Below are 18,143 nucleotides of genomic sequence, written 5' to 3'. Positions count from 1 at the left end.
TGCGGCGGCCGTCGGGCCGGGGTCACTCGGCGGCCGGGACCAGCCGCTCCGGGCCCGGGTTCGGTTCGGAGCGCAGCCTGTCGCGGAGCTCCACGTCCTCCGGGCGGAGCTTCTGCGGTCCGCCGCGGACCGGCACGCCGTTGACGGTCTCGCCGGGGGCGTTGACCGGGATGTAGTGGGTCGGCGCGGTCGCCGCCGTGAGGCCCGTGACCGCGATGAGGACCGTCGTCACCCCCAGCACCGCGCGCGTCCACGTCCGCGCCCGGCGCTCGCTGCCGCCCCGGACGGTGCGGGCCGCCGGGAGGGTGGTCGTCGGCGCCTCGGTGACGAGCGCGCCGAGCCGCTCGTGCAGGGCGTCCGGATCGGCCAGTTCGGGGACCCGCTTCGCGAGGACCGTGCGGGCGTGCAGCAGCCGGTTGGCCGCGGCGGGGGTGCTCGCCTCGGTCTCGGCGGCGGTCTCCGGCAGGTCGAGCCCGAGCCCGTCGTAGAGCAGGACGGTTCGGCGGTACGGGGCCGGCAGTTCGAGGAGCGCGGTGAGCAGCGCCCGCCGGCCCGCCTCGGCGGGCGGCGCGTCGGGGTGCTTGTGGGTACGGCGCAGCCGGTGCCAGGGGGAGAGGGCGTACTCGTACGCCGTCGCCCGCACCCAGCCCACCGGGTCCGCGTCGCGGGCGACCTCCGGCCAGTGCTCCCAGGCCCGGTGGAAGGCCTGCTCGACGGACTCCCGGGAGAGCCGCCGCCGGCCGGTCAGCAGATACGTCTGGTGGACGAGACCGGACGCCGCCTGCGCGTACAGCGCGTCGAAGGCCTCCTCGGGGGTGACCCCCGGTACGGCGGGGGGCCCGACGGGCCGCTCCTCCGCGACCCACGGGGCCGGGGCCTCGGCCGCGACCGGTTTCAGCCGTTCCTGCGGTCTCGGGCTGCCCTTGCGGGCCGGGCCCGCGGCGATGACCGGCGACGGGGAGGGGGCCTTCGGCGGCTTGGCGGCCCGCTTGGCGGCGGCCTTGGGCCGGACGTTCGCCGTGGGGGCGGGGGCCTGCGTCTGCGCTTTCCCCGGGGCCTGCGGCCGTACGGGTGACGGCGGCGCGTACCAGGGCGGCTCGGCGGGCTGCTCCGAAGCGGGCGAAGCAGCCGCGGGCGAAGCAGCCGGGGGTGTGGTCGCGGGGGAAGCGGCCGGCGAGGAGGCGGCCGGCGAGGAGGCGGCCGGCGCGTCCGCTGAGCCCGGGGTGCCGCCCGGTCCGTCGTCCGGCCCGCACGCGCCGAGCAGCTTCGCGTACGCCTCGCGCTTGCGGCCCCGTGGTGCCGAACGCCCGGTCTCCCATGCCTTGACCGTGGCCTTCGTGACGCCCATGGCCTCGGCGACCTGCTCCTCGCTCAGCGCGAGGGCCTCACGCAACCTGCGCCGCTCCTTCGGGGTCGGCAGGGTCACGGAGGATGCGGAATCCGCGGTGCTCCGGCTCATCGGCGTCGACCTCCCGCAGAGCTGCTGTGGGCGGAAAAGTACATAAACGTATATTGAGCGACACAACGGAGGTTTGCCTGTTACGCGGCAAAAGCGCGTGTCGTTGGGAGCATGGCCCCGTGACCCATGTGACCGAGCACCCCCTGGTCCGGGGCGGCCGTTCCGCAGCGCTCGCCACCGCCTGCGTCCGGGGCGGGGTCGCCGCCGGACTCGGACTCGGCGCCCTCGCGGTCCTGGTGGTCGCCGCCTGGATCAGTTCCCCCTACCCCGACAGCGGCCCCGGCGGCGCCCTGCACCTCGCCGCCGGGCTCTGGCTGCTCGCGCACGGCGTGGACCTCGTCCGTACGGACACCCTCTCCGGACTCCCCGCGCCCCTCGGCGTCGTGCCGATGCTCCTGGCCGTCCTGCCCGTCTGGCTCGTCCACCGCGCCGCCCGCGACACCCTCGACGCGGCCGACGGCGGAGACCGGCGACCCCCTTCCGCGCTCGGCGCGGTCGGCGCCGTGGCCGGCGGGTACCTGCTGGTCGCCGCCGCCGTCGTGGTCTACGCCGAGAGCGGCCCGCTGCCCGTCGAACCGCTCAGCGCCGGGCTCTGGCTGCCCGCCGTCGTGGCCGGGGCGGCCGGGGCGGGCGCGTGGACGGCGTTCGGACGCCCCCTCCCCGAGCAGCGCCAGGCGGCCGCCGCCCTGCGGGCGGCCGGGCTCGGGCTCGTCACGCTGCTCGGCGGCGGCGCGGTCGTCGCGGCGGTCTCGCTGGCCTGGCACGCCGGCGAGGCGCAGGCCGCGTACGCGGCGCTCACGGGGGAGTGGTCGGGGCGGGTGGCGGTGCTGCTGCTGGTCCTCGCGCTGCTCCCGAACATGGCCGTCTGGGGAGCCGCGTACGGGCTGGGGCCGGGCTTCACCCTCGGCACGGGCGCGTTCGCGACCCCGCTGGGCCTGGTCGGCGACCCGGCCGCACCGCCCTTCCCGCTGCTCGCCGCGCTGCCCGAGGACGGGCGCGGCGGCTGGATGCACGGGGCGGCCGCGGCGGTCCCGCTCGTGGCCGTGATGCTCCAGGGCGGCCGGGTGGGCCGCTCGGCGCGGACCTGGACGGCCCGGGACACGGCACTGACGGCGCTGGGCGCGGCCTGGGGCTGCGGTGCCGTGGTCGCGGTGCTGTCGGCCGCGGCGGGCGGAGCGCTCGGCACGGCCCGGCTGTCGGCGTTCGGCCCGGTGTGGTGGCAGACGGGCGCGGCGACCGTCCTGTGGGGCGCCTGCGTCGGGGTGCCGGTGGCCCTGGGGGTCCGGGCCTGGGGCCGGCGCGTCCCGCGCTCGAAGCGCCCGCCGGAGCCGGCCGGGGCCCCCGCCCCGTCGGCCGTGGCTCCGGGATTCTCCGTGGCTTCGGGGGTCCCGGGCCCTTCGGGCTCCGCGGCACGTCCCGTGGCCGCGGCCGGCTCCGGCACCCCGCCGGCCTCCTCAAGCCCGTCCGCCCCGGAGGGGCCGGTGACGGAGAAGGCGCCGGAGTCGCTCCCGGCGGACCCCGCCGGGAGAACGGCCGGGGCGAAGCCGGCCGCCGCCGGCCCCGGGCCCGACGACGACCCGCCGTACGGCGGCTACGACGACTACGACCCGTACGGCGACTCCGCCTTCGAGCCCTACGACTACCTCCCGGCGGCCTGGGAACCCGGCGCGCCCCCGGCCTCGCCGCCCCCGCCGAGGTCAGTCGACTAGGGGCGCGTCCGCCGTGCTACTCCCGGACCCCGAAGCCCGCGCGCAGCGGCTTCGGCAGGAGGTCGTTGCAGGCCAGCTGGCCGGCGTGGGTGAGGGCGTCGTCACGGCACTCGTAGAAGTCGCGGTAGACGAGCTGCATCGTGAAGCCCACCGCGACGATCATCAGGGCCACGCTCGCCGCGACCAGACCGCTGATCGCGGCCGTCCGCATCGAGCGGAGCGGGGCCGCCGTCGCGCCCTGCCCCGAAGGCCGGCCCACGGGCTGTCCCGAGGGCCGGCCCGCGGCCTGTCCCGAGGGCTGAGACGCCGGCCCGGCCGCCGACTGTGATGTCGGCGACAGCTCGTCGGCCGGCTTCGGCTTGGTGCGCAGCGAGCTGATCGCCCAGTAGACGCCCAGGGCGCCGAGCAGCAGCGCCAGTTCCGGGATCTCGAAGATGGCGAAGAAGAAGGCCCACATGCCGGCGAGGATCGCGTACCGCGCGCGGCGCTGCGCCGGGTCCGTCGGGTCCCAGCGGAGCCCCCGTCCTCCGGTGCCGCCCTGGCCGGGCCCACCCTGTCCGGGTCCGCCCTCGGGTCCTCCCTGGCCGCCGCCCTGCCGCTCGGGCCCACGGCCGAAGCCGTCGTCCGAGCGGCCCGGCTGGCGCGGGCTCCAGCGGCCGTCCGACGGCCCCGACGACCCGGAGCCCCCGGACGATTCGTCGGCCGGGCTGTCGGAGCCGTCGGGTCGCCGCGGCTGCCACGGCTGATCCGGCCTGCCCTCGGGCGGCGGCGCGAACGGGTTGTTGTCGTCGGTGGACTGGCGTTCGGGCATCTGCTGAACGTCTTCCCTCTGTCGTCTCGACCACGGCCGCACCCGTGGTCTCCGCTGCTGTCTCGTCCGCTGCCGTCGCTCTGCCCGACCGGTGCTGGTCGGGTGCGCGTCCGGCGTCGGACCTTGACGCTACCGCCCTGCTCGGCCCCCGTCCCGTGGGGGCCGTCCGGTGTGCCGGTATCGTTGCTGACGGTCGAGCCATTCGTAGGGTTCCCCGTATCGAGCGGCACGATTCGTTCGTGCGACCGTACAAACACCACGGAAAGAGTGACCCAGTGGCTGCCGCCCGCCTCGTCGTCCTGGTCTCCGGTTCCGGTACCAATCTGCAGGCCCTCCTCGACGGCATCGCCGCGGACCCCGAGGGCTACGGCGCGGAGATCGTCGCCGTCGGCGCCGACCGCGGTGACATCGCGGGTCTGGAGCGCGCCGAGCGCGCCGGACTGCCGACCTTCGTCTGCCGGGTCAAGGACCACGCGACCCGCGAGGAGTGGGACCGCGCCCTCGCCGAGGCCACCGCCGCGTACGAGCCCGACCTGGTCGTCTCGGCCGGCTTCATGAAGATCGTCGGCAAGGAGTTCCTCGCCCGATTCGGCGGCCGGGTCGTCAACACCCACCCGGCCCTGCTGCCCAGTTTTCCCGGTGCCCACGGGGTGCGTGACGCCCTCGCCTACGGCGCGAAGGTCACCGGGTGCACCGTCCACTTCGTCGACGACGGTGTCGACACCGGCCCGATCATCGCCCAGGGCGTGGTCGAGGTGCGGGACGAGGACGATGAAGCCGCTCTGCACGAGCGCATCAAGGAAGTCGAGCGCTCACTGCTCGTCGACGTCGTGGGGCGCCTCGCCCGGCACGGCTATCGCATTGAGGGACGAAAGGTTCATGTCGGTGAACACGGACACCGTTAAGCCCATCCGCCGCGCGCTGGTCAGCGTCTACGACAAGACGGGGCTCGAGGAGCTGGCCCGCGGTCTGCACGAGGCCGGTGTCGAGCTCGTCTCCACCGGCTCCACCGCCGGGAAGATCGCCGCCGCCGGGGTGCCGGTCACCAAGGTCGAGGAGCTGACCGGCTTCCCCGAGTGCCTGGACGGACGCGTCAAGACCCTTCACCCGCGCGTGCACGCCGGCATCCTCGCCGACCTGCGCCTGGAGTCGCACCGCGAGCAGCTCGCCGAGCTCGGCGTGGAGCCCTTCGACCTGGTCGTCGTGAACCTCTACCCGTTCAAGGAGACCGTCGCCTCCGGCGCCACTCCCGACGAGTGCGTCGAGCAGATCGACATCGGCGGCCCGTCGATGGTGCGCGCGGCGGCCAAGAACCACCCGTCCGTGGCGATCGTCACCAGCCCCGAGCGGTACGCCGACGTCCTCGCGGCCGTCCAGGCCGGCGGCTTCGACCTGACCGCCCGCAAGCGGCTCGCGGCCGAGGCGTTCCAGCACACCGCCGCGTACGACGTGGCCGTCGCCTCCTGGTTCGCCGCCGACTACGCGGCCGCCGACGAGTCGGGATTCCCCGACTTCCTGGGCGCCACGTACGAGCGGAACAACGTCCTGCGCTACGGCGAGAACCCCCACCAGGGCGCCGCGCTGTACGTCGACGGCACGGGCGGCCTCGCCGAGGCCGAGCAGCTGCACGGCAAGGAGATGTCGTACAACAACTACACGGACACGGACGCCGCGCGCCGGGCCGCGTACGACCACACCGAGCCCTGCGTCGCGATCATCAAGCACGCCAACCCGTGCGGCATCGCGGTCGGCGCCGACGTCGCCGAGGCCCACCGCAAGGCGCACGCCTGCGACCCGCTGTCCGCGTTCGGCGGCGTCATCGCCGTCAACCGCCCCGTCTCGGTCGCGATGGCCGAGCAGGTCGCGGAGATCTTCACCGAGGTCATCGTCGCCCCGGCGTACGAGGACGGGGCCGTCGAGGTCCTCGCCAAGAAGAAGAACATCCGTGTGCTCAAGGCGGAGGGCGCCCCGAGCAACCCCGTCGAGGTCAAGCCGATCGACGGCGGCGCGCTCCTCCAGGTCACCGACCGCCTCCAGGCCGACGGCGACGACCCGGCGAACTGGACCCTGGCGACGGGCGAGGCCCTGTCCGCGGAGGAGCTCGCCGAGCTCTCCTTCGCCTGGAAGGCCTGCCGCGCGGTCAAGTCCAACGCGATCCTGCTCTCCAAGGACGGCGCCTCGGTCGGCGTCGGCATGGGCCAGGTCAACCGCGTCGACTCCGCGAAGCTCGCGGTCGAGCGGGCCGGCGAGGAGCGGGCGCGCGGCTCCTACGCCGCCTCGGACGCCTTCTTCCCCTTCCCGGACGGCCTGGAGATCCTCACCGCGGCCGGCGTGAAGGCGGTCGTGCAGCCGGGCGGTTCGATGCGCGACGAGCTGGTGGTCGAGGCCGCGAAGAAGGCGGGCGTGACGATGTACCTCACGGGCACGCGTCACTTCTTCCACTGACCGGTGCGCACGGGACCGGGTGAACCGGCCCGCACGAGAGGCGGGCGGCCCGCCGGGACCTGTCCCGGCGGGCCGCCCCTCTCCGCGCCCGGGACCGCTCCGTGATCGATCCGCCGATCGAGTGGACTCTGGTCTAATGGGTTGCTCTTTTGTCGACCACTGGTAGTGGGGGCGTGGTGTTGGACGTACAGAACAGGTCCGCCGAGGAGGCCGACACCGGCACTCCGGGCGCCACCGGCACCGCGTCGCCTGACGGCCTCGCCCCGGCCCCGCTCCGCCCGTACCTGATCCTCGCGGGCGTCCTGTGCGGCCTGTACTTCCTGTACTCCTGGGTGCAGTACGCGCACTTCCGCACCCCCTCCTGGGACCTCGGGATCTTCGGGCAGTCCGTCCGGGCGTACGCCGAGTTCCGGGCCCCGGTCGTCGACATCAAGGGCCCCGGCTTCCACATACTCGGCGACCACTTCAGCCCCGTCACGGCGCTCCTCGCACCGCTCTACTGGGTCTGGTCCTCACCGGTGTCGCTGCTCTTCGCCCAGGCCGCGCTCTTCGCCCTCGGCGCCGTCGTCGTCGGCCGCACCACCCAGCAGATCCTCGGCAGCCGGGCCGCCGGCCTCGGCCTCGCACTCGCGTACGGGCTCTCCTGGGGGCTCCAGGAAGCCGTCAAGTCCGACTTCCACGAGATCGCCTTCGCGGTCCCCATGCTCGCCCTGACCTGCCGGGCCCTGCTCCTCGGGCGCTGGACCGCGGCCGCCGCCTGGGCCGCGCCGCTCGTCCTCGTCAAGGAGGACATGGGCCTCACGGTCTCGATGGTCGGCGTGGTCCTCTTCCTGAAGGGGCAGAAGCGGCTCGGCGCGGCGCTGGCCGGCTTCGGCGCCGCGGCGTTCGCGCTGACCGTCCTCGTCCTCATCCCGGCGGCGAGCCGGGTCGGCGAGTACGACTACTGGTCGAAGATCGAGAAGACCGGGCAGGGCACCGAGACCTCCTTCGGCCAGGTCATCGGCGACGCGCTCACCTCGGGCGAGCGCTGGGAGATGGTGGTCTTCCTGCTCGCGATCACCGGCTTCCTCGCCCTGCGCTCCCCGCTGGTCCTGCTCGTGCTGCCCACGCTCGGCTGGCGCTTCCTCTCCCAGGACCCCAACCACTGGGGCATGCACTGGCACTACAGCGCCATCCTCATGCCGGTGGTCTTCCTCGCCCTGGTGGACGGCGTCCGCTCCGTGCGCACCTCCCCGCGCGCGTGGCTCGCCGCGTACGGGAAGGTCGCCGTGCCGGTGGCGACGGCGGTCGCGCTGGTGCTGGCCGCGAACCTGCCGCTGCGGGAGCTGACGAAGCCGGAGACGTACCGGACGGACGCCCGGGTCGAGCAGGCGCGGGCGGCGGTCGACGCGGTGCCGGCGGGCGCGAGCGTGGAGGCGGACGTCCCGCTCCTCGCCCACCTCACGGCGGACCACCGGGTCTACTGGGTCGGTACGTCGAAGGGCGCCACCCCGGACTATCTCGCCTTCGACCTCCGCGGCTGGTCGCAGCAGGTCACGGACCCCGAGCAGCTGGCTTCGCAACTGCATCCGGAGGCGCGGTACGAGATCACCCACCGCTCGGAGGGCTTCGCGGTCCTCAAGCGGGTCTGACGCGCCGGACGCGACGGGGGCCCGGTTCCGTACGGAACCGGGCCCCCGTCATGTGTGGATCAGTACTGCTGCTTGTTGCGGTTGAACCAGGCCGAGCCGTCCGACTTCGCCACGAAGACGATGATCAGGACGCCGAGGGCGAGGCTCACGATGCCCAGCGGCAGCGAGAAGAGGCTGAACACGACGGCGAACGCGGCCCAGACGATGGTGCCGATCCGGACGCCGTTGCCGCCGGACTTGAACTTGGCGGCGAGGACCATGCCGAGCACGGCGAAGATGAGCGAGACGATGCCCGCGCCGATCAGGATGCCCTGGCCCAGGTCGGCGAACGCCTCGGCGTCGGCCGACGAGGCGCCCGACTTCTCGAGCTCGCTGTCCACGGCGAAGGAGATGCCGATCGCCGCGATGCCGCCGAGCACGTTGAACGCGCCGAGGATCCACAGCATCACGCGCGCGGCCTTCACCCCACCGGGCATCTCCATGGCCATGCCCGGGTAGCCGCCCCCGCCGTACGGGGAGACCGGCGGAGCCGCCGGGTAGCCGTAGCCCTGCTGCGGCGGCACGCCCTGGGGGGCCTGCTGCGGGTAGCCGTAACCGGGCTGCTGGCCCTGGCCCTGACCCTGCGGCTGGCCGTACGGGTTGTTCGGGTCACCGAAGCTCATCGCGGTTTTCCTCCGTGAATTTCTCTGTGCGGGGACGACGCGGCCCGCGCGGAGGACTTTTCACGGGATGTGAGCGGATTCCCCCCGGCACTTTCCGCGGTACTTCGCCGATCATCGTGGTCGCTTGGTCGACTTTTTGTCCAGTCGATACGCATCCGAGTTGTGCACGTGCAACCCGTCGCTCCGTGTGACCGGCCGCCCCGCACGAGCGAATTGGAACAACGCGGGGGTCATCCGGGAGGATGTCTCCATGAGCGCCCAGATTCTCGATGGCAAGGCCACCGCAGCCGCGATCAAGTCCGATCTGACCGTCCGTGTGGCGGCCCTCAAGGAGCAGGGCATCACACCCGGACTCGGCACCGTCCTGGTCGGCGACGACCCGGCGAGCCACAAGTACGTGGCAGGCAAGCACCGCGACTGCGCGCAGGTCGGCCTCGCCTCGATCCAGCGCACGCTGCCCGCCACCGCCACCCAGGAGGAGATCGAGGCGGTCGTACGGGAGCTCAACGAGGACCCGGAGTGCACGGGCTACATCGTGCAGCTCCCGCTCCCCAAGGGCATCGACGAGAACCGCATCCTGGAGCTGATGGACCCGGCCAAGGACGCCGACGGTCTGCACCCGACCAACCTCGGCCGGCTCGTCCTCAACGAGCCCGCCCCGCTGCCCTGCACGCCGAACGGCGTCATCACGCTGCTGCGCGCGCACGGCGTGGAGATCAACGGCGCGGAGGTCGTGGTCGTCGGCCGCGGTGTCACCATCGGCCGCCCGATGCCGCTCATCCTCACCCGCCGCTCCGAGAACGCGACCGTGACCCAGTGCCACACCGGCACCCGGGACCTGTCGGCGCACCTGCGGAACGCCGACATCATCGTGGCGGCGGCCGGTGTGCCGCACCTGATCAAGCCCGAGGACGTGAAGCCGGGCGCGGCCGTCCTCGACGTCGGTGTCTCCCGCGACGGCGAGGGCAAGATCGTCGGCGATGTGCACCCGGGCGTCTTCGAGGTGGCCGGCTGGATCTCCCCGAACCCCGGCGGCGTCGGCCCGATGACCCGCGCCCAGCTCCTCGTCAACGTCGTCGAGGCCGCCGAGCGCGCGGCCGCGGCGCTCTGACGTGACCCCCGGGACCCCGGGCGCAGCCGGGAACCCGGACGGGCCGGCCGACGGCCCGTCGAAGAACGGGAGCGCGGGGGCCTCCGGCCCGGATGCCTCGGGCTCCGGCGCCGCGAGCCCGCGCGCCGCGGGCTCCGGTGCCTCGGGCTCCGGCGCCTCGAACGGGGGCGCTGCGGGCGAGGCCGCCTCGAACGGGGCCGCTTCGAACGGTGCCGTCCCGACGGAGATCACGGCCTGGAAGCGCCCCGCGCCCATCCTCACCACCGACACCGCGCGGCCCGAGGGCGGCGGCCGGGCGGCGCCCAGCGACGCTCCGGCGCCCGCGCGTCAGTGGCCCCTGCTCACCGTGCTCGGTCTCGCCGGGCTCGGTCTGCTCGTGGTCGGGACGGACGCCTTCTGGCAGTCGTTCCGCATCGGCACGATGCTGGTCGGCGCGGCGCTCCTCGTGGGGGCCGTGCTGCGCCGCGTGATGCCCTCGGTGGGCATGCTCGCCGTACGGTCCCGCTTCACGGACATGATCACGTACGGGGTCATGGGTGGCCTGATCGTGCTGCTGGCGCTCATGGTGCAGCCGAAGCCCTGGCTCAAGATCCCGTTCCTGGAGGACATCCTCCATCTGACGGTCACCTGACGGTCGCCCGAAGGTCCGGACGCTCCGGACGGAAGGTGGCGCGGCGCCCGCCCTCTCCCCCGTGGGAGGGCGGGCGCCGCTGCGATCAAGGGTCATGTACGTGCCAAGGTCGGTTCAAGACCCGACCGGCCGCTGTGGCACGGAAGTGACCATTCCGGTACCTCGGCTACGCATCCGGGGCGCGCATCGCCCCCGGACCTGCCATCCTGCGGTGCAGCAGGGGAGACGCGGGAGCGCGGGACAAGGGGGATCGTCATGCCTGGCTGGAAGGCGCTGCCGGAGGAACTCGATCCGGATGTCCGCGCGTTCACGGAGCGGCTCCGTCGCCTCATCGACCGCAGCGGCCTCGGCGTCACGGCCGTCGCCGAGCGCACCGGGCACGAACGCTCCGCGTGGGACGCGTACCTCAACGCCCGTCGGTCCGTGCCCCGCAGCGCCGTCGTGGCCCTCGCCGAGGTGACCGGCAGCGACCCGGCGACCCTCGCCACCGACTGGGAGCGCGCGGAACGCGCCTGGACCCGCACGGCCGCGCCGCTCGGGGGCGGGAGCGGAGATGGGGACGGGAACGGGGACAGGGGCCGGGTCGGGGGCGGCGAGCGCCGATCCGAGACCGCGTCCGAGCCCGAGCCCGAGCCCGAGGACGGCGACGGTGGTTACGGCCAGGGGCCCGGTGGTGACGACCGCACCATGCAGATCCGGCGCCTGGACCGGCCCGGCTCCGCTGCCCCGCACCCGGCCCCCGCCGGAGCGACCTCAGGTGGACCGGCGTCCGGTGGGTCGGCTGTCGCCGCGTCCGACCCTGGCGCCGCCGCCCCCGCCCCCGGCACCGCCCCCTCCGCCGCGTCCGCCGCGTCCGCTCCCGGGAACCCGGCCCCTGCGCCCGCCGCCCTCTCCGTACCCCCCGGCGCCGCCGTGCCCCCGGGCACCGCCGCGACCCCGCCCCGCACCCCCCTCCCGCCCCCCGGCGCATCGCCCGCGCGCACCCCCGACTCCCGCCGACGCAAGGTCCTGCTCGCCGTCACCGGCGTCGTCGGCGCGCTGCTCGTCGTCACTGCCGCCGTGCTCCTCGTCGACCTCGGCATTTCCGAGGGCCCCGGCGAGGGCGACAAGGCGGCCGCCCCGCCGACCACCACGGCCCCGCCCACCACCCGGCCTGCCGACCTGCCCCCGGGCGTGCAGTGCGCGGGGCCCGACTGCACGGGCCGGGACCCGGAGGCCATGGGGTGCGGCGGCCCCCTCGCCACCACCGTCGCCCGCGCCGTCGTCGGCGCCGCGCAGGTCGAGGTCCGCTACAGCGAGACCTGCGGGGCCGCCTGGGCGCGGCTCACCGGCGGCGCGCCCCGGGACACGGTGACGATCCGCGCCGGCGAGGCCGAGCGGCGCGCGACCGTCGCCGCCGGCACCGACACGGCGGCGACGGAGACCGACGCCTATACGCCGATGGTCGCCGTCGCCTCCGCCGCCGAGGCACAGGCCTGCGGGCGGCTCGCCGACGGCGGCGAGGGCTGCACCGCCGGCCCGTGAACCCGGGCGCGGACGGGTGACCGAGCCCGCCCGGGAGGGCCGCAGTGAGCCGGACCACAAGGGGTTGGGGATTCACCGGGGCCCGGGTCGGATAGCCTGACCGCTGGATATCTCTTCATGTCGAGACACCGATCGATCAAGAGAGCTATCCCGCACCAGGGGCAGGGACCCCCACCGCCAGCTGTCTTACGGAGATCGCCATGACCCGCACTCCCGTGAATGTCACCGTGACCGGCGCGGCCGGCCAGATCGGCTACGCGCTGCTCGTCCGCATCGCCTCCGGCCACCTGCTCGGCGCGGACGTGCCGGTCAAGCTGCGCCTCCTCGAGATCCCGCAGGGCGTGAAGGCCGCCGAGGGCACCGCCATGGAGCTCGACGACTGCGCCTTCCCGCTGCTCAAGGGCATCGACATCTTCGACGACCCGAACAAGGGCTTCGAGGGCGCCAACATCGGCCTGCTCGTGGGCGCCCGCCCGCGTGGCCCGGGCATGGAGCGCGGCGACCTGCTCGCCGCCAACGGCGGCATCTTCAAGCCGCAGGGCCAGGCCATCAACGCCCACGCCGCGGACGACATCAAGGTCCTCGTCGTCGGCAACCCGGCCAACACCAACGCCCTCATCGCGCAGCAGTCCGCCCCGGACGTGCCGGCCGAGCGCTTCACCGCCATGACCCGCCTGGACCACAACCGCGCGCTGACGCAGCTGGCCCAGAAGACCGGCGCCTCGGTCGAGGACATCAAGCGCCTCACCATCTGGGGCAACCACTCCGCGACCCAGTACCCGGACATCTTCCACGCGGAGATCGCCGGCAAGAACGCCGCCGAGCTCGTCGACGACGAGGCGTGGCTGGCCGACACCTTCATCCCGACCGTCGCCAAGCGCGGCGCCGCGATCATCGACGCCCGTGGCGCGTCCTCCGCCGCCTCGGCCGCGAACGCCGCCATCGACCACGTCCACACCTGGGTCAACGGCACCGCCGCGGGCGACTGGACCTCCATGGGCATCCCGTCGGACGGCTCGTACGGCGTCCCGGAGGGCCTCATCTCCTCCTTCCCCGTCACCTGCACCGACGGCAAGTACGAGATCGTCCAGGGCCTGGAGATCAACGACTTCTCCCGCGGCCGGATCGACGCCTCCGTGAAGGAGCTCTCCGAGGAGCGCGACGCGGTCCGCGAGCTCGGCCTCATCTGAGCCCAGGCTCCACGCGCCCGGCGCCCCCGAACCGTACGACCGACCGTACGGCTCGGGGGCGCCGTTTCTCATGCTCCGGAACAGGGCCCCACGTCGGCCGTAGGCTGGGGCGGTCGGGCGTCGCAGACGCCGGGGGTGCCGACGCCGCCAGAGGCGTCGGCCGCATCGGAGGAATCGTGACCGGGACCGGAAACACCGCGGGTGGGGGCATCCATGTCACCAACACCGGGGGCAATGTCACCATCGGCGACCACAACACCGTCACCAGTACGGGTCACGGAGCCCCGGCGGCCCGTGACCCGCAGCAGGAGGAGCTGCTCCAGGCCATCCGCCGGCTCCGCGCCGACCTCGGCGGGGTCGTCCCCACGGAGCAGACGGCCGCCCTGGACGGCGAACTCTCCGAGGCCGAGGACGAGATCGAGAGCACCGGCCGCGCGGACGCGGGCCGGCTCGCCCGGGTGCGCCGCGCCCTCACGGACGCGGGCGCGGTGACCGGGATCCTCGCCTCGGGCGTGGCCGTCGGACAGGCGGCCGGCGCGCTGCTCGGCGGCTGAGCCGATCGGGTCCGCGCCGAGCGGGGGCGCGCCGAGCGGGGCCGCGGTCGCGCGGTGTGGCGCCCGGGGTGGCGGCGGGGGTCTCAACCCGTCGTGCTCCCGCGGAGCTTCGCCGCCAGCGCGGCCAGGTCGTCCCGCGCGCGCAGGAGCAGGCCGTCGCCGAAGGTGATCCGGGTCGCGCCGAGCCGCCCCAGCTCGGCGAAGGACGGGCCGCCGTCCGGGGCGGCCAGCGCGTTGAGCGGGAGGTCGCCGAGGGCGGCGCGCAGGGCCGGGAGGTCCGCGGACGGGGCGGCGATCGGGTACACGCAGTCCGCCCCGGCCTCCGCGTAGAGCCGGGCGCGGGCGATCGCAGCCTCCAGGGGTTCGGACACCCCGCGGATGTACGCGTCCACGCGCGCGTTGACGAAGAGTCCGGGTCCCACCGCGGCCCGTACCTCCGCCAGCCACTCGGCGTGCGCCCGCGGGTCGGTGAGCCCGCCGTCCGGTCCGGTGTCCTCCAGGTTCACGCCGACGGCCCCCGACTCCCTTACGCGCTCCACCAGTTCGGGCGCCGGCAGTCCGTACCCGCCCTCCAGGTCCGCCGTCACGGGCACGGAGACGGACCGGACGATCCGGGTCACCGCGGCGAACATCTCCGCCACCGGGGTCGCCCCGTCCTCGTACCCGAGGGAGGCGGCGATCCCGGCGCTCGGCGTCGCGAGCGCAGGGAACCCGGCCGCCTCGAAGGCGCGGGCGCTCACCGCGTCCCACGGGCCGGGCAGCACCAGCGGATCGCCGGCCGCCCGGTCCCGGTGGAGGGCGCGCAGGACCTCGGCCGCCGAGTCGCGGGGCCCGTCGCCGCTCCCGCTCCCTGCCCCGGCCCCTGCCCCGGCCCCTGCCGTGCTCACGCGCTGCGCGGGGTGTAGTGGCCGGGCGTCATCCGGGTGGTGACGCCGATCCGGTTCCACGCGTTGATGACGACGATCGCGCTGATGACGCGGGCGAGCTCGGTCTCGTCGAACTGCTCGGCGGCGCGCGCGTACACCTCGTCGGGGACGAAGCCGTCGGTCAGGACGGTCACGGACTCGGTCAGCGCGAGGGCGGCGAGCTCCCGCTCGGTGTAGAAGTGCCGCGACTCCTCCCAGGCGGAGAGCTGCACGATCCGCTCGACGGTCTCGCCCTCGGCCAGCGCGTCCTTGGAGTGCATGTCGATGCAGAAGCCGCAGTGGTTGATCTGCGAGGCCCGGATCTTGATCAGGTGGTACAGGGTCGGGTCGATGTCCTTCGCCGCGGCCGTCTCCAGGCGCAGCATCGCCCGGTAGAACTCGGGGACGCGCTCGGCGAGGGGGAGGCGCGGGGCGTGCTCGTGGGCGTACTCGGTCGGAGCGGTGGTGCCGATGGTGCCGTTGTTGCCGGGGGCGTGGAGGGTGTTCGTGTGCGTGGTCATGTCTTCACCGTACGAGCGAGGTGGCGCAGGAGTATGGTCCATTCACATGGCGAACGAGTGGGCCACTTTCGGGGCCGACCTCCATCTTGAACTCCGCGGTCCGCGGCTGCGGGCCGGACTCATGGACGCACTCCGCGAGGCGGTGCGCAGCGGGCGCCTGGAGGCGGGCACCCGGCTGCCGTCCTCCCGGTCGCTCGCCGCGGACCTCGGCATGGCCCGCAACACCGTCGCCGACGCCTACGCCGAACTCGTCGCCGAGGGCTGGCTGACGGCCCGGCAGGGCTCCGGCACCCGGGTCGCCCGCCGCGCCGAGCCCCGCGGCGCCGAGCCCCGCCGTTCCGCACCTCGCCGTGCCGAGCCCCGCCGTTCCGCGCCCCGGCACGTCGAGGCCCGACCGGGTATCGGGTCCGCCGCCCCGCCCCCGCGGGCCCTGCCCCGGCCCTCCACGCCCGCGCACAACCTCAAGGCCGGCACCCCCGATCTGGCGTCCTTCCCGCGCGCCGAGTGGCTCAGGGCGTACCGGCGGGCGTTCACCGCCGCCCCCAACGAGGCCTTCGGGTACGGCGATCCACGCGGCCGGATCGAACTGCGCACCGTCCTCGCCGAGTACCTGGCCCGCGCGCGGGGCGTGTACGCCCGGCCCGAACGGATCGTCGTCTGCGCGGGCTTCGTGCACGGCCTGATGCTGATCGGGCAGGTGCTGCGGAGCCGGGGCGTCCGCGACGTCGCGATCGAGTCGTACGGGCTCGGCCTCCACGCGGATCTCCTCACCGGAGCGGGCCTCGGCACTCCGGCCCTGCCCTTCGACGAACGCGGCACCCTGGTCGAGGAGTCCGGCCCCCTCGGCTCGGCCGGAGCCGTCCTGATGACGGCCGCCCACCAGTTCCCGCTCGGCGGCGCCCTGCCCCCGGACCGGCGGGCGCAGGTCGTCGACTGGGCACGGACCTCGGGCGGCTTCGTCCTGGAGGACGACTACGACGGGGAGTTCCGCTACGACCGGCAGCCCGTGGGCGCCCTCCAGGGCCTCGACCCCGAGCGGGTCGTCTACCTCGGCACCGCGAGCAAGTCCCTCGCCCCCGGCCTGCGGCTCGCGTGGATGGTGCTGCCGGAGAGCCTGGTCGGCGAGGTGGTGGCGGCGAAGGGGGTCGTGGACTGGGTGTCCAGCGCGCCGGACCAGCTGGCGTTCGCGGAGTTCCTCGGCTCGGGGGCGTACGACCGGCACGTACGGGCGATGCGGCTGCGCTACCGGCGGCGCCGCGACCAGCTGGTGGCGGCGGTGGCCGCGCACTCGCCGGAGACGAGGGTCAGCGGGATCGCGGCCGGCCTCCACGCCGTCCTGGCCCTGCCGCCCGGAACGGAGCAGGAGGTGCTCCGGGCCGCCGCCTGGAACGGCCTCGCGGTCCAGGGCGTCAACGAGTTCCGCCGCCCGACGGTGCCGCCGACCCTGGACGGCCTCGTCGTCGGCTACGGCACACCCCCGGACAGCGCCTGGCAGAGCGCCCTCCAGACCCTGTGCCGGGTACTGCCCCCCACGCCTGGAGGCACCGAGACGGACACCTGGTAGGCGAGTTGGCCGGGCGCCCGGTGCCAGGTACCGAGGAGGCGCCGTCGCCCGGGCCCGTGCCGGAGTCAGCCGCCTACGAGGCGCTCTGGCCGCGGCCCGGCGTCGACCGGGGCCCGCGCCTGCGCCCGCGCCAAGGTCCGCGCCCGTCGGGTGCCTGCGCGCGGCCGTGTGCCGGCGACCGGGTCGGGGTTCGTGCCCGCGCTGAGGCCCGCCTCTACGCGAAGGCCGAAGCCCCGGCACTCGCACCCGCGCCGCGCCAGCGCCAAGGTCCGCGCCCGGGGCGTAGGCAGGTGCCTGCGCGGCCCGTGCCCGCGACCGGGGCGGGCTCGTGCCTGCTCCCACAACCCGGGCCCCGGCCGCACCGCCCCGGCACGGAGCCCCGTGCCTACGAGCCGTCCTGGCCCCGGTCCGGACCCGTGCCGTGGTCGTGGCCCGGGCCCGGGCCGGAAGTCGGGCCCGGGGCCCCGCCCGCTCCGGCACCGCCCGCTCCGGGCCCCGCCGCCCCCGCCCTCGTCGTCGGCCCCGTCTCCGTCGGGCGGCCCTCCGTTTCCGGGGGTTCGCCGAAGCGGGCCAGGGTCAGGGAGCCCGCCACCGCGATCGCGAAGCCGGTGACCGCGAGCCAGCCGAGGCCCTCGCGGGTGGTGTCGCCGAGCCAGGCCACCCCGATGATCGCGGGGCCGACCGTCTCGCCGAGTACCGCGCCCGCCGTCGCCGTCGTCACCGAGCCGCGTTGGAGCGCCGAGGTCAGCAGGACGAACGCGGCCCCGCCGCCCACCAGGAGCGCGTACCAGACCGGATCGGCGAGATCGATGCCGTCGATCAGCCGGACCGCCACCTCCACCACCCCGAAGCCGAAGCCCGCCCCCAGGCCGAGGACGAGGGCGCGGGGCTTCGCCGGCAGCCGTCCGCCCACGACGCCCAGCAGCAGCACCCCGAAGGCGCTCGCGAGCAGCGCCCAGGGCAACCACCCGGGGCCTTCCTCGTGGCCCTCCTTGCCGGAGGCGAGGGCCAGCAGCGCGAGCCCCGCGCAGACCACACCCACCGCCGTCCACTCCACCCGGCTGAGCCGCACCCGCAGCACCCGGGAGGCGATGACCGCCGTGACCGCCAGGCTCGCGGCGAGGGCCGCGCCGACCACGTAGATCGGCAGGGTCCGCAACGCCACGATCTGCAGCACGAACCCGAGGCCGTCCGCGCAGAGGCCGGCGAGGTACCGCCACTGCCGCAGCACCCGCCACATCAGCGCGATGTCGACCCCGCCACCGGTTCCCGGTGTCGTGGCGCGGGCCCCCATGGCCTGGAGAACGGAGGCCGCGCCGAAGCAGACGGACGAGGCGAGCGCGCAAATCATCCCGAGTAGCACGAAATGACTCTAGGCGCTGCGGCTGGAATTGACCGGCCTACACTGTGCGGTCGCGACTGCGAA

The 18,143-nt window shown here is 74.8% G+C and carries 16 protein-coding genes; 10 read left to right on the top strand and 6 right to left on the bottom strand.

Going from position 1 to position 18,143, the window contains the following annotated elements:
• Positions 1–22: 22 nt before the first annotated feature.
• Positions 23–1,426, bottom strand: coding sequence for a sigma factor-like helix-turn-helix DNA-binding protein (locus AMK27_RS20930; RefSeq protein ID WP_445194863.1), 1,404 nt, complete (start codon positions 1,424–1,426; stop codon positions 23–25).
• Positions 1,427–1,578: 152 nt separating this feature from the next.
• On the opposite strand from AMK27_RS20930, the gene AMK27_RS20925 reads away from it, so the two are divergent.
• Positions 1,579–3,168, top strand: a complete 1,590-nt coding sequence (locus tag AMK27_RS20925; protein ID WP_079188543.1) for a cell division protein PerM — start codon at positions 1,579–1,581, stop codon at positions 3,166–3,168.
• A 16-nt stretch (positions 3,169–3,184) separates the two neighbouring features.
• Here the strand turns inward: AMK27_RS20925 and AMK27_RS20920 are convergent, their stop codons facing one another.
• A complete protein-coding gene (locus AMK27_RS20920) occupies positions 3,185–3,979 on the bottom strand; it encodes a hypothetical protein (RefSeq protein WP_073910388.1) in 795 nt (264 codons plus the stop codon).
• 275 nt (positions 3,980–4,254) lie between these two features.
• Between AMK27_RS20920 and purN the strand changes: the two genes are divergently transcribed.
• The 3 genes from purN (at position 4,255) to AMK27_RS20905 (ending at position 8,055) form a co-directional block, all read left to right on the top strand.
• Positions 4,255–4,884, top strand: a complete 630-nt coding sequence (gene purN, locus AMK27_RS20915) for a phosphoribosylglycinamide formyltransferase (protein ID WP_073910384.1) — start codon at positions 4,255–4,257, stop codon at positions 4,882–4,884.
• Positions 4,859–6,424, top strand: coding sequence for a bifunctional phosphoribosylaminoimidazolecarboxamide formyltransferase/IMP cyclohydrolase (gene purH / locus AMK27_RS20910; RefSeq protein ID WP_073910380.1), 1,566 nt, complete (start codon positions 4,859–4,861; stop codon positions 6,422–6,424). The genes purN and purH overlap by 26 nt, the downstream gene beginning before the upstream one ends.
• A 176-nt stretch (positions 6,425–6,600) precedes the next feature.
• Positions 6,601–8,055 carry a DUF2079 domain-containing protein gene (locus AMK27_RS20905; protein WP_198955928.1) on the top strand — a complete coding sequence of 485 codons (1,455 nt, stop codon included), beginning with the start codon at positions 6,601–6,603 and terminating at the stop codon, positions 8,053–8,055.
• Positions 8,056–8,114: 59 nt separating this feature from the next.
• On the opposite strand, the gene AMK27_RS20900 is transcribed toward AMK27_RS20905, so the two are convergent.
• Positions 8,115–8,717, bottom strand: coding sequence for a hypothetical protein (locus tag AMK27_RS20900; protein WP_073910373.1), 603 nt, complete (start codon positions 8,715–8,717; stop codon positions 8,115–8,117).
• A 250-nt stretch (positions 8,718–8,967) separates the two neighbouring features.
• Between AMK27_RS20900 and AMK27_RS20895 the strand changes: the two genes are divergently transcribed.
• From AMK27_RS20895 to AMK27_RS20875, 5 genes are all read left to right on the top strand, one after another.
• Positions 8,968–9,828 (top strand): bifunctional methylenetetrahydrofolate dehydrogenase/methenyltetrahydrofolate cyclohydrolase, encoded by an 861-nt coding sequence (locus AMK27_RS20895; RefSeq protein ID WP_073910370.1) that lies wholly within the window; start codon positions 8,968–8,970, stop codon positions 9,826–9,828.
• Between the two features lies 1 nt (position 9,829).
• The gene (locus tag AMK27_RS20890) at positions 9,830–10,459 is read left to right on the top strand and encodes a DUF3017 domain-containing protein (protein ID WP_073910367.1); all 630 of its coding nucleotides are present in this window, start codon (positions 9,830–9,832) and stop codon (positions 10,457–10,459) included.
• Between the two features lie 255 nt (positions 10,460–10,714).
• Positions 10,715–11,983 carry a helix-turn-helix domain-containing protein gene (locus AMK27_RS20885; protein ID WP_073910364.1) on the top strand — a complete coding sequence of 423 codons (1,269 nt, stop codon included), beginning with the start codon at positions 10,715–10,717 and terminating at the stop codon, positions 11,981–11,983.
• Positions 11,984–12,183: 200 nt separating this feature from the next.
• Positions 12,184–13,173, top strand: a complete 990-nt coding sequence (locus AMK27_RS20880) for a malate dehydrogenase (RefSeq protein ID WP_073910360.1) — start codon at positions 12,184–12,186, stop codon at positions 13,171–13,173.
• Positions 13,174–13,349: 176 nt separating this feature from the next.
• Entirely contained in the window at positions 13,350–13,727 is a 378-nt protein-coding gene (locus AMK27_RS20875) for a hypothetical protein (protein WP_073910357.1), read from the top strand.
• Between the two features lie 83 nt (positions 13,728–13,810).
• On the opposite strand, the gene AMK27_RS20870 is transcribed toward AMK27_RS20875, so the two are convergent.
• Both AMK27_RS20870 and AMK27_RS20865 read right to left on the bottom strand, forming a co-directional pair.
• Positions 13,811–14,533 carry an isocitrate lyase/PEP mutase family protein gene (locus tag AMK27_RS20870; protein ID WP_073911856.1) on the bottom strand — a complete coding sequence of 241 codons (723 nt, stop codon included), beginning with the start codon at positions 14,531–14,533 and terminating at the stop codon, positions 13,811–13,813.
• 77 nt (positions 14,534–14,610) lie between these two features.
• Positions 14,611–15,153, bottom strand: a complete 543-nt coding sequence (locus tag AMK27_RS20865) for a carboxymuconolactone decarboxylase family protein (RefSeq protein ID WP_073910353.1) — start codon at positions 15,151–15,153, stop codon at positions 14,611–14,613.
• Positions 15,154–15,199: 46 nt separating this feature from the next.
• On the opposite strand from AMK27_RS20865, the gene pdxR reads away from it, so the two are divergent.
• Positions 15,200–16,717 carry a MocR-like pyridoxine biosynthesis transcription factor PdxR gene (gene pdxR / locus AMK27_RS20860; RefSeq protein ID WP_073910349.1) on the top strand — a complete coding sequence of 506 codons (1,518 nt, stop codon included), beginning with the start codon at positions 15,200–15,202 and terminating at the stop codon, positions 16,715–16,717.
• A 385-nt stretch (positions 16,718–17,102) separates the two neighbouring features.
• On the opposite strand, the gene AMK27_RS20855 is transcribed toward pdxR, so the two are convergent.
• Positions 17,103–18,080, bottom strand: a complete 978-nt coding sequence (locus tag AMK27_RS20855) for a hypothetical protein (protein ID WP_241847567.1) — start codon at positions 18,078–18,080, stop codon at positions 17,103–17,105.
• Positions 18,081–18,143: the final 63 nt, after the last annotated feature.

The sequence above is a fragment of the Streptomyces sp. CB02009 genome (genome assembly GCF_001905825.1).
GTDB lineage: Bacteria > Actinomycetota > Actinomycetes > Streptomycetales > Streptomycetaceae > Streptomyces.
This window is presented reverse-complemented; position numbering and strand designations above follow the sequence as displayed.

Excerpts from the sequence above, each read along its gene's own strand:
- AMK27_RS20920 (WP_073910388.1), bottom strand. The coding sequence starts at position 3,979 with ATGCCCGAACGCCAGTCCACCGACGACAACAACCCGTTCGCGCCGCCG.
- purH (WP_073910380.1), top strand. The coding sequence starts at position 4,859 with ATGTCGGTGAACACGGACACCGTTAAGCCCATCCGCCGCGCGCTGGTC.
- AMK27_RS20900 (WP_073910373.1), bottom strand. The coding sequence starts at position 8,717 with ATGAGCTTCGGTGACCCGAACAACCCGTACGGCCAGCCGCAGGGTCAG.
- AMK27_RS20895 (WP_073910370.1), top strand. The coding sequence starts at position 8,968 with ATGAGCGCCCAGATTCTCGATGGCAAGGCCACCGCAGCCGCGATCAAG.
- AMK27_RS20885 (WP_073910364.1), top strand. The coding sequence starts at position 10,715 with ATGCCTGGCTGGAAGGCGCTGCCGGAGGAACTCGATCCGGATGTCCGC.
- AMK27_RS20880 (WP_073910360.1), top strand. The coding sequence starts at position 12,184 with ATGACCCGCACTCCCGTGAATGTCACCGTGACCGGCGCGGCCGGCCAG.
- AMK27_RS20865 (WP_073910353.1), bottom strand. The coding sequence starts at position 15,153 with ATGACCACGCACACGAACACCCTCCACGCCCCCGGCAACAACGGCACC.
- pdxR (WP_073910349.1), top strand. The coding sequence starts at position 15,200 with ATGGCGAACGAGTGGGCCACTTTCGGGGCCGACCTCCATCTTGAACTC.